Raw genomic sequence first — 8,084 nt, 5'->3', positions numbered from 1 at the left:
TCCGAGATCGTCCACATGCTTGAGGTCGCCCGCACCGCCGTGGACGGAGGCGACCAATCGCCCTGACGGCGATTACTCTTTCCCTGCCCTGCCCCGCAGGGGTCCGATTCCTCCCCGGCCTGAAGGCCGGGGCATCCTCGGAAGGATCCGGTGACGGTGGCCCGATGAGTGTCAGTGGCCGGACGGGCCCGAGCGCATCTGCCACTGGGTCATCGCGCCGAAGGCCAGAACGTTGGCCCGGCGGGTGGTGAAGCGCGAGGTCAGGGTCATCACCCAGTTGAACGTGCCGGAGACGACACTGGGCGGCGGGTTGCGCCGGTCCAGCGTGCGCAGTGCGGTGCTGACCACCTGGCGCGGGGTCTGCAACCGGACACCGCGGGCCATGTCGTCGGAGCCGGCCGTGTCGAAGAACTCGGTGCGGGTCGGGCCCGGAGAGAGAGCGAGCACGCGCAGGCCGGTCCCTCGCGATTCCTGCCACAGCGCCTCGGTGAAACTCAGCACGAAGGCCTTGGTCGCCCCGTAAACGGCGGCGTTGGGCCAGGGCTGGTACCCGAGGGAGCTGGCGACGTTGACCAGGACACCGGTCAGCCGGCCGATGAAGGCTCTGGTGACGTCGACCAGGCCGGCCACGTTCAGGCCGATCTCCTGCTGGACGCGCTCTGGGTCCTCCTGGCGGAAGGGGGCGTGGGTGCCGAAGCCGGCGTTGTTGACGAGGCTGGTCACGCTGATCCCGCGCCGGGCCACCTCCTTGGCCAGCGCCTCGCCCGCGCCGGGCACGGTGAGGTCGAACGGCACCACCGTGACGGTGACCTTGTACTTCGAGGACAGTTCGTCGGCCAGGGCCTGAAGCCGGTCCGCGCGGCGGGCGACCAGCACGAGGTTCGAGCCGCGCTCGGCGAACTGGCGGGCGAACTCCGCGCCGAGTCCGGCGCTCGCCCCGGTGATCAATGTGGTCTGGTTACGGTAGTCGATCTTGCTCATGGCGGTCGGGGAGGCGGTGCCCATGCGGGTACCTCGTCCCTTTCTCCCTTCCGTGCTTACGACGGTCGATGACCGTCATCCGGTCCCGGGGCGAGCCCGAAGGCCCGCCGGGCGGTGGTCGCGGCGTTCGAGGTCGTCATCCCTGGCCGCGGGACGGTCATCACGTCGACCGCGCGCTCTTGCTCGTCGTCGATCCGTCTCACGTGATGCGCCGCAGGATGCGGTCCTTGCCTCGGGTGTAGGGCGGGGTGGCCACGCCCAGCGTGTCCGGCTTGAGTGGCTTGTCGAGGACGGACTTGAGGTGGCTGAAGGTGTCCAGGGAGTACGAGCCGTGATAGTGGCCCATGCCGCTCTCGCCGACGCCGCCGAAGGGCAGGTCGATCGCGCCGAGTTGGAGGTTCGAGAGGCCGAAGACCAGGCCGCCCGAGGACGTCTCCGCGGTCAGGCGCCGCTTGGAGGCCTTGGAGGCGGTGAAGGCGTACATGGCCAGCGGCTTGTCCCGTCCGGTGATGAAGGCGATCGCCGCGTCCAGGTCGGGGACCCGGACGATGGGCAGGACGGGGCCGAAGATCTCCTCCCGCATCGCCGGGGAGTCGGGGTCGACGTCGGCCAGCACGGTCGGGGCGATGTAGCGGGCGCCGCGGTCGTGGTCGCCGCCCACGACGATGCGGCCGTCGTTCAGCAGGCCGGCCAGCCGGTCGAAATGGCGTTCGTTGACAATGCGGCCGTAGTCCTTGCTGCGGGCCGGATCGGTGCCGAACATCTCGCGGAGCGCCTGCGTCAGGTGCGCCTCTATCTCGGCACCCGCCTCGCCTATCGCCAGCACGTAGTCGGGTGCGACGCAGGTCTGGCCCGCGTTCATGAACTTGCCCAGGGCGATGCGGCGGGCGGCCATCGCGAGGTCGGCGCCGGGTTCGACGACGGCGGGGCTCTTGCCGCCCAACTCCAGGGTGACCGGGGTGAGATGACGGGCCGCGGCGGTCATGACGATGCGTCCGACCGTGCCATTGCCGGTGTAGAAGATGTGGTCGAAACGCTGCTCCAGCAGGGCGGCCGTCTCCGGCACGCCTCCCTCGACGACGGCCACGGCCCGCGGGTCCAGGAACCGGGGCAGCCAGTGGGCGAGCACGGCCGAGGTGGCGGGGGCGACCTCGCTGGGCTTGAGGACGACGGCGTTGCCGGCGGCCAGGGCACCGACGACCGGCGCGAGCGCCAGGTTGACCGGGTAATTCCAGGGGGCGATGACCAGCACGACGCCCAGCGGCTCACGCACGGTCCAGGCCCGGGACGGCATGAGCGACAGGGGCACGGAGGCCCGCTTCGGACGCAGCCACCGGTCGAGATGACGCAGGGTGTGGTCGATCTCCCTGACGAGGTAGCCGATCTCCATCATGTGCGACTCGGTCGCGCTCTTGCCGAGGTCGGTGTGCAGGGCCTGCGCGAACACGTCCCCGTGTTCCGTCAACAGTCGTCTCAACGCCTGCAGTTGCTGCTTGCGCCAGGCGACGGGCTTGGTGCGGCCGGTGTTGAACGTGGCCCGCAGTCGCGCGACGGTCTCCGCCGCAGAGGCCGCCTCGGGAGCGATGTCCGGCTGACCGCCGGTGGGTGCGTTGGTGTCCATGCCCAGAAGCATATACGAAACGAAAGCTTTTCGTTTCGTATGCCTGTATACTTGTCGTGTGACCTACCCCACCCCTACTCGACGTTCCGTACGACAGCCCGACCGGACCTCTTCGGGAGCCATCCGATGACCGGCGCCCAGCCCCGCCGGGGGCGCCCCCGCGATGCCTCCCGCGACCGCGCGCTGCTGGACGCGACCATGGCCGTCCTCACCGAGAGCGGTTACCGCGCTCTCACCACCGCCGCAGTCGCGACCCGCGCCGGAGTCTCCACCGCCACGCTCTACCGCCGCTGGCCCTCCAAGGAGGTCATGGTCGTCGACGCTGCCGCCGCCTACGCCCAGGAACTCTCGACGGACACCGACACCGGCACGCTCGAAGGCGACCTCGGCGCCCTGCTCCGGGACAAGGCGGCTTCCCTGACCGGGCGAGAAGGAGGGGTGCTGCAGACCCTGATCGGCGAGGCCCGGCACAACACCCCGCTGGCCGAGGCCCTCACGAACACGTTCGTGCTGCCCATACGCCGGCGCATGGAGGAGATCACACGACGTGCGGCGGAGCGAGGCGAGATCCCACCGGTGGAACACGCCGACCTGCTGGGCGACCTGGTCCTCGGTCCCATGGTCAGCAGATTCTTCCTCACGCCACTGCCGCCGGACCAGGTGGACGCGGCAACCGCGGCGCAGACCGCCGACCGCCTCCTGCCCTTCCTCCTGCGCGCCGTCGGGCACAAGGGGCACGTCTGAGCGAAGGCGGCTCTTCGGGCATGTCCAGTAAGCCGGGCGCGGCGGGCTGCCTTTCGCGCAGCTGCTCCGCCAGGGACACGTAGAGCGGCCAGGACGGCTGGCCGCCGCCCCGGCCGCTGGATGGTGACGCGGAAGACAGCCTGAGGGCCATGCTCGAGATCGGTGCTCGACCGCGCTGCGTACCTGGGAGTGAGGGACCGCCGGTGGCCACCCGATCGCCTACCGGCAGCGGGTCAGCTGTTCAGAAAGCCGAGGATGTGGTCGGCGACCGTCGTGGGCTGTTCGAGGTGCAGGAAGTGCCCTGCCCCCGGCACGGCGACACGTTGGAAACCGCTCTTGAACACGGCCTCCATGCCGGCGCTCAACCCCACCGACATGCAATTGTCGTCGGCCCCGTGAAGGTAGAGGGACGGGACGCTGATGGCTCCGCCCGCCCGGGCCTCCAGCGCCCTGGTCTCCTCGTCCGCCGGGGGCGTGAACAACTGGCGGTAATAGCCCAGGGTCTCGGCTACGACCCCGGGAGCACGGAGGGTTTCTTTGAGTGCGGCACGCTCCGTCTCCGGCAGCTCGTAGCCAGGCGACCATTCCCGCCAGAGCCGGTCGATGAGGGCGAAGTCGTTGAGCTCGACGGCCGCCTGCGCCATCGCCGTCTGGAAGAAGAACATGTACCAGCTACGTCGCTGCTGGTCGCCGTCGGCGACCCATGCGTTGCGCAGTTGGGGCCCGTAGGGAACCGCCATGCCGACGAGCTTGCGCACACGCGTCGCGTCGAGGTTCGCCGCCGCATACGCAGCCCGGGCGCCGAGGTCGTGGCCTATCAGATCCGCCTGCCGGCGCCCGAGCGCTTCGATCAGGGCCAGGACGTCCTGACCGGTGGCGGACGCGCGGTACGAGCCGTCGGGAGCCGCGCCGCCGGGCCAGTATCCGCGCTGTGCCGGTGCTACCGCCCAATAGCCCTCCTGTGCGAGGCGGTCGAGAAGCCCTGCCCAGCTGGCGGCATGGTCGGGAAAGCCATGGAGGCACAGAACGAGTGGCCCGCTGCCCGCCTCGAGGATGGGAACCTCCAGCACGCCCGCCTGGACCGTCCGACGACGCACAAGGCCAGCCGCCTGGAACGTACCGGCCGGAGAGCCCTCGGCAAACGGCGGTCGCTGAGTCACCTGTGTCATGCGTTCGGCCTCCAAACCGCCTATGCGGCGTCGCGGTCCTACGCACCCGGACCGAATACTGAGTCTGTGTTCCGCTCCGGCCGAAGTCGCCACCAGATAGGGCGCCCTTGCGGCGCACACCGTGCGAACTCGCGCCCGATGGCCCGAAGCCGAACAGGCCGTCGTGGCGGCGAATGGCAACGGCGGATGCCAACGGCGGATGAAGTGAGCGTAAGCCTTTTGGCTATTTCACTCAAGTAGGTGTGGCTTCTACGACCCGGCGGCCCGCACACGCTGACGCGCCCGGTGGGCTCGCAGGTTCTCCGGGTTGCCGCAGGTCTTGGTGGAGTGCCATACGCCGCTGTTGTTGCGGGAGCGGTCGAAGAAGGCCGTCGTACAACGGGCGTTGCGGCAGATCTTGAGCCGGCGCCAGGTGTCCGCCCGCTGGGCCTGGAACACCTCCAGAAGCACCAGGGCGGCCACATACCGCCAGCCCTGTCCGCGCGGCTCCAGGACGACCCGTCCGTCGCGGTCCATCCGCAGGGCCGCCGCCGCTACATGAACGGCCGGCGCCACGTCGGCGTCGTCGCCACGCGGGCCGTCGCCGTCCGATGAAGCGAGAAGGCACCTCAGCTCGGCGCGCAGACCACGCAGTTCCTCGAGATCGTTCTCGGTGAGGCGCACCTGCGCCGCGGTCTGCGCCGTCCCCCGGGCCCAGCTGTCCAGGGCCTGGTCGACCCACACCTGCGCATCGCCGAGGTCGTCCAGGAGGTCGGCCGCGCGGGGGCGGCCGGCGGAGATGGTGTTGAGCAGGTCGTGCACCAGCGCCAGCCCGAGTGGCGCGGGATCGACCTCGTACCGCGTGGATGCGGACCACACCATGGCCTGCCCCCTTCACTCGTCGTCGTTGGGCCGACATGACTTCGACCATGCGGCCACTGCCTCAGGTTACGGCACCCTTGCCCTCTTGAAATGAAATTAGCTAACTGCGTACAGTCCTTTCAATCGGATCGGCAACGCAGCCGCACGAAGGGTGTCGCTCATGAGCTCGTCAGCCCCCACAGCACCCAAGACACTCCTTGCGCTCCGGAGAAGGAGAACGGCGGCGGCATCCCCGCCGCGGCGCCCCCGACCCACGCATCACCGCCCAGCGTGTCGCCGGCGGAGGTCACCTCACCCCGCACAGCACGCAGGTCCCACCGGCGCGCAATCCGCCGCCAACCGGTCTCACAAACGCCTCACCCGACGGGTCGCAAGCCCGCCCGCACTGTCCCGAGCCAAGGAAACGCCATGCCCGTTCTCACCCACGCCATCGATGGCGATGTCGCCACGATCGTCCTCGACAACCCCCCGCAGAACCGCTTCGCACCCGAGTTCACCCAGGAACTCAGCGACATCGTCGACGCGATCACACGCAGCCCGGCCCGCGCCGTCGTGCTACGGGCCGAGGGTCCCGACTTCAGCTACGGCGGTGACTTCCGGCCCTGGGTCGATGCCGACCGAACCAGCCTGCGAGCCGACTTCGACCAGGCCCTGGCGGTGATCAACCGGTTCGAACAGCTCCCCGTGCCGGTCGTGGCCGCGGTCCAGGGGCTGTGCTTCGGCGGCGGCTTCGAGTTCGCGCTGCGCGCCGACATCATCCTGGCCGCCGAGAGCGCCCGCTTCGGCCATCCCGAGCAGTCGCTCGGCATCGTCACCCTCCTCGGCGGGATCCACCGCGTGGCCGAACGCGCCGGCCGGGCCCGCGCCTACGAGTGGGCACTGACCTCCGAGCAGGTACCCGCCTCGGTCATGGCCGAGGCCGGCGTCATCAACCGCGTCGTCCCGGACGACGCACTGCGCACCGAAGCCGAGGTCCTCGCCCGCAAGATCGCCGAAGGCCCCACCCGGGCTCACGTCGTGCACAAGGCCTTGTTGCGCGCCTGGGCCACGGGCGGCATACCGGCCGCCGACCAGCAGCTGTTCGACCTGGCCGTCCCTCTCTTCGAGACCCAGGACGTCAAGGACGGCCTGGTCTCCGCCGCCAAGGCACTCCAGGAGGGCCGCCCCCGGCCGGTCCTCCCCTTCAAGGGCCGCTGACCCGCCTCGCTCCCCCACTCGCCGCTAGCCAGAGGACACCACATGATCATCGATTCTGCGGAGCTGGACGCGAAGTCCGCCTACAAGCTGCTCATCGGCAGTGTCATTCCTCGTCCCATCGCCTGGGTGAGCACCTTGTCCACCGAAGGTGTGGGCAATCTGGCCCCCATCTCCTTCTTCACGGTCGTCGGGCGCAAGCCGCCTAGGATCTCGCTGTCGTTTCAGCCGCGCTCGGACGGCGCCACGCTCAAGGACAGTTTCGTCAACATCCGTGACACCGGTGAGTTCGTCACCAACATGGCCACCCTGCCGCAGATCGAGGGGCTGAACCGCAGCGCCTTCGAGTTCGAGCCCGACGTAGACGAGTTCGACGCGGTCGGGCTGGAGAAGGTGCCGTCCGAGGCCGTCCGTCCGCCCCGTATCAAGGGCGCGCCCATCGCGTTCGAGTGCACCGTCGAGCACATCTTCTCCTCGCCCGACGGACTCAACAACGCCGTCTGGGGCAACGTGGTGCGCTTCTACATCCGGGATGACCTCTATGTGGGCGGCCGGATCGACTTCGGCGCCATCGCTCCGGTGGGTCGACTCGCCGCCGAATACACCCTGGTGAACAACGCGTTCGAGACGCCGCTCGACCCCGAGGTCCTCAAGGCGCACGCCGGACGCCGGATGGAACGCCTGGACCAGAAGGACACGTACTACTCGCCGATCGACACACCTCACTGGTCGCCCTCCGGCTCCACCACGACGCTCGACTGACGGCACGGGTGGGACGTGTTACGTCCGCCGGCGGGACCGCTCGCCGATCGACCGACATCCCATCATGTCTTCCGGCTTGTCCAGGATGCCTGCCTCGGCCTGAGAATGACCGATGATCACGGCGATCCGGTGAGACCGTCGACCTGGGGCTACAACCGCGACGAAAAGGGGGCGTTGGGCATCCTGGTGTACTCCTCCTATGCAGGCCCCCGGGGTCTACGCGTTCACGTCCTACGGACTTGAGGTCTGACACCACTACGGAACGCCTTGCCGTCGGGGCAGCTCGCGATGCTGGGTACGGTGTCGATCCAGTCGGCCGCGCGGGCGACGTTGCAGGCCATCGCGGTGAGGACTGGACATGGGTGCGGGGCAGGCCGGTTGCGCGTCTGGATCACGTACAGCGGCCGGGGCAGCACGGCGAGGGAACGGTGCCCCGTGACTGACGTGGTGCACTGGGCAACCGATCGGCTGCGCCGCCCTGTCCGGCCAGCCGGCTCCCGCCCCGGCAGTGGCGGCACGGGGAATCCGCCCGCCATCGGGTCGAACTCGGCCGACCGCAGCGCCACCGCGACCACCTCCACCGACGACGACGCTCCGCGCCCTCCCAGCCCGGCACCCGGGTGAGTCATGATTCCCGTCACGGTGTCCGCCCCGGTGGGGGCCGACCCGCAGATGGAGCGGGTCGTCCGAGCCGATACGGGAAAGCGCCTCACGCAGGGGGTTGTTGACGTCGACGTTGGTGGTGCCGTGGC

The 8,084-nt window shown here is 69.4% G+C and carries 7 protein-coding genes; 3 read left to right on the top strand and 4 right to left on the bottom strand.

Translation table 11 applies throughout. The features are described 5' to 3' along the window. Nucleotides 1–171 precede the first annotated feature (171 nt). Complete coding sequence (locus tag ABZT17_RS44375) at nucleotides 172–1,005, bottom strand: SDR family oxidoreductase (protein WP_356357875.1); 834 nt, start codon at nucleotides 1,003–1,005, stop codon at nucleotides 172–174. A 175-nt stretch (nucleotides 1,006–1,180) separates the two neighbouring features. After that, on the bottom strand, nucleotides 1,181–2,602 hold the full coding sequence (locus tag ABZT17_RS44370) for an aldehyde dehydrogenase family protein (protein ID WP_356357874.1): 1,422 nt from the start codon (nucleotides 2,600–2,602) through the stop codon (nucleotides 1,181–1,183). Nucleotides 2,603–2,728: 126 nt separating this feature from the next. On the opposite strand from ABZT17_RS44370, the gene ABZT17_RS44365 reads away from it, so the two are divergent. Beyond that, nucleotides 2,729–3,346 (top strand): TetR/AcrR family transcriptional regulator, encoded by a 618-nt coding sequence (locus ABZT17_RS44365; protein WP_356357873.1) that lies wholly within the window; start codon nucleotides 2,729–2,731, stop codon nucleotides 3,344–3,346. A 233-nt stretch (nucleotides 3,347–3,579) separates the two neighbouring features. Here the strand turns inward: ABZT17_RS44365 and ABZT17_RS44360 are convergent, their stop codons facing one another. Together ABZT17_RS44360 and ABZT17_RS44355 are read right to left on the bottom strand one after the other, a co-directional pair. Next, nucleotides 3,580–4,515, bottom strand: coding sequence for an alpha/beta hydrolase (locus ABZT17_RS44360; protein ID WP_356357872.1), 936 nt, complete (start codon nucleotides 4,513–4,515; stop codon nucleotides 3,580–3,582). Between the two features lie 249 nt (nucleotides 4,516–4,764). Continuing rightward, nucleotides 4,765–5,376: a CGNR zinc finger domain-containing protein gene (locus tag ABZT17_RS44355; protein ID WP_356357871.1), complete on the bottom strand. Its 612-nt coding sequence runs from the start codon at nucleotides 5,374–5,376 to the stop codon at nucleotides 4,765–4,767. Nucleotides 5,377–5,784: 408 nt separating this feature from the next. On the opposite strand from ABZT17_RS44355, the gene ABZT17_RS44350 reads away from it, so the two are divergent. Together ABZT17_RS44350 and ABZT17_RS44345 are read left to right on the top strand one after the other, a co-directional pair. Then, entirely contained in the window at nucleotides 5,785–6,573 is a 789-nt protein-coding gene (locus tag ABZT17_RS44350) for an enoyl-CoA hydratase/isomerase family protein (protein ID WP_356357870.1), read from the top strand. A 42-nt stretch (nucleotides 6,574–6,615) separates the two neighbouring features. After that, on the top strand, nucleotides 6,616–7,332 hold the full coding sequence (locus ABZT17_RS44345) for a flavin reductase family protein (RefSeq protein ID WP_356357869.1): 717 nt from the start codon (nucleotides 6,616–6,618) through the stop codon (nucleotides 7,330–7,332). Nucleotides 7,333–8,084: the final 752 nt, after the last annotated feature.

The organism is Streptomyces sp. NPDC005648, from assembly GCF_040605395.1.
Taxonomy (GTDB): Bacteria; Actinomycetota; Actinomycetes; order Streptomycetales; family Streptomycetaceae; genus Streptomyces.
The sequence above is the reverse complement of the archived record's forward strand: the minus strand, read 5'-3'. Positions and strand labels throughout refer to the sequence as shown.

What these genes read in the sequence shown, in the direction of transcription:
- ABZT17_RS44375 (WP_356357875.1), bottom strand. Translation starts at nt 1,005, where the DNA reads ATGGGCACCGCCTCCCCGACCGCCATGAGCAAGATCGACTACCGTAAC.
- ABZT17_RS44370 (WP_356357874.1), bottom strand. Translation starts at nt 2,602, where the DNA reads ATGGACACCAACGCACCCACCGGCGGTCAGCCGGACATCGCTCCCGAG.
- ABZT17_RS44365 (WP_356357873.1), top strand. Translation starts at nt 2,729, where the DNA reads ATGACCGGCGCCCAGCCCCGCCGGGGGCGCCCCCGCGATGCCTCCCGC.
- ABZT17_RS44360 (WP_356357872.1), bottom strand. Translation starts at nt 4,515, where the DNA reads ATGACACAGGTGACTCAGCGACCGCCGTTTGCCGAGGGCTCTCCGGCC.
- ABZT17_RS44355 (WP_356357871.1), bottom strand. Translation starts at nt 5,376, where the DNA reads ATGGTGTGGTCCGCATCCACGCGGTACGAGGTCGATCCCGCGCCACTC.
- ABZT17_RS44350 (WP_356357870.1), top strand. Translation starts at nt 5,785, where the DNA reads ATGCCCGTTCTCACCCACGCCATCGATGGCGATGTCGCCACGATCGTC.
- ABZT17_RS44345 (WP_356357869.1), top strand. Translation starts at nt 6,616, where the DNA reads ATGATCATCGATTCTGCGGAGCTGGACGCGAAGTCCGCCTACAAGCTG.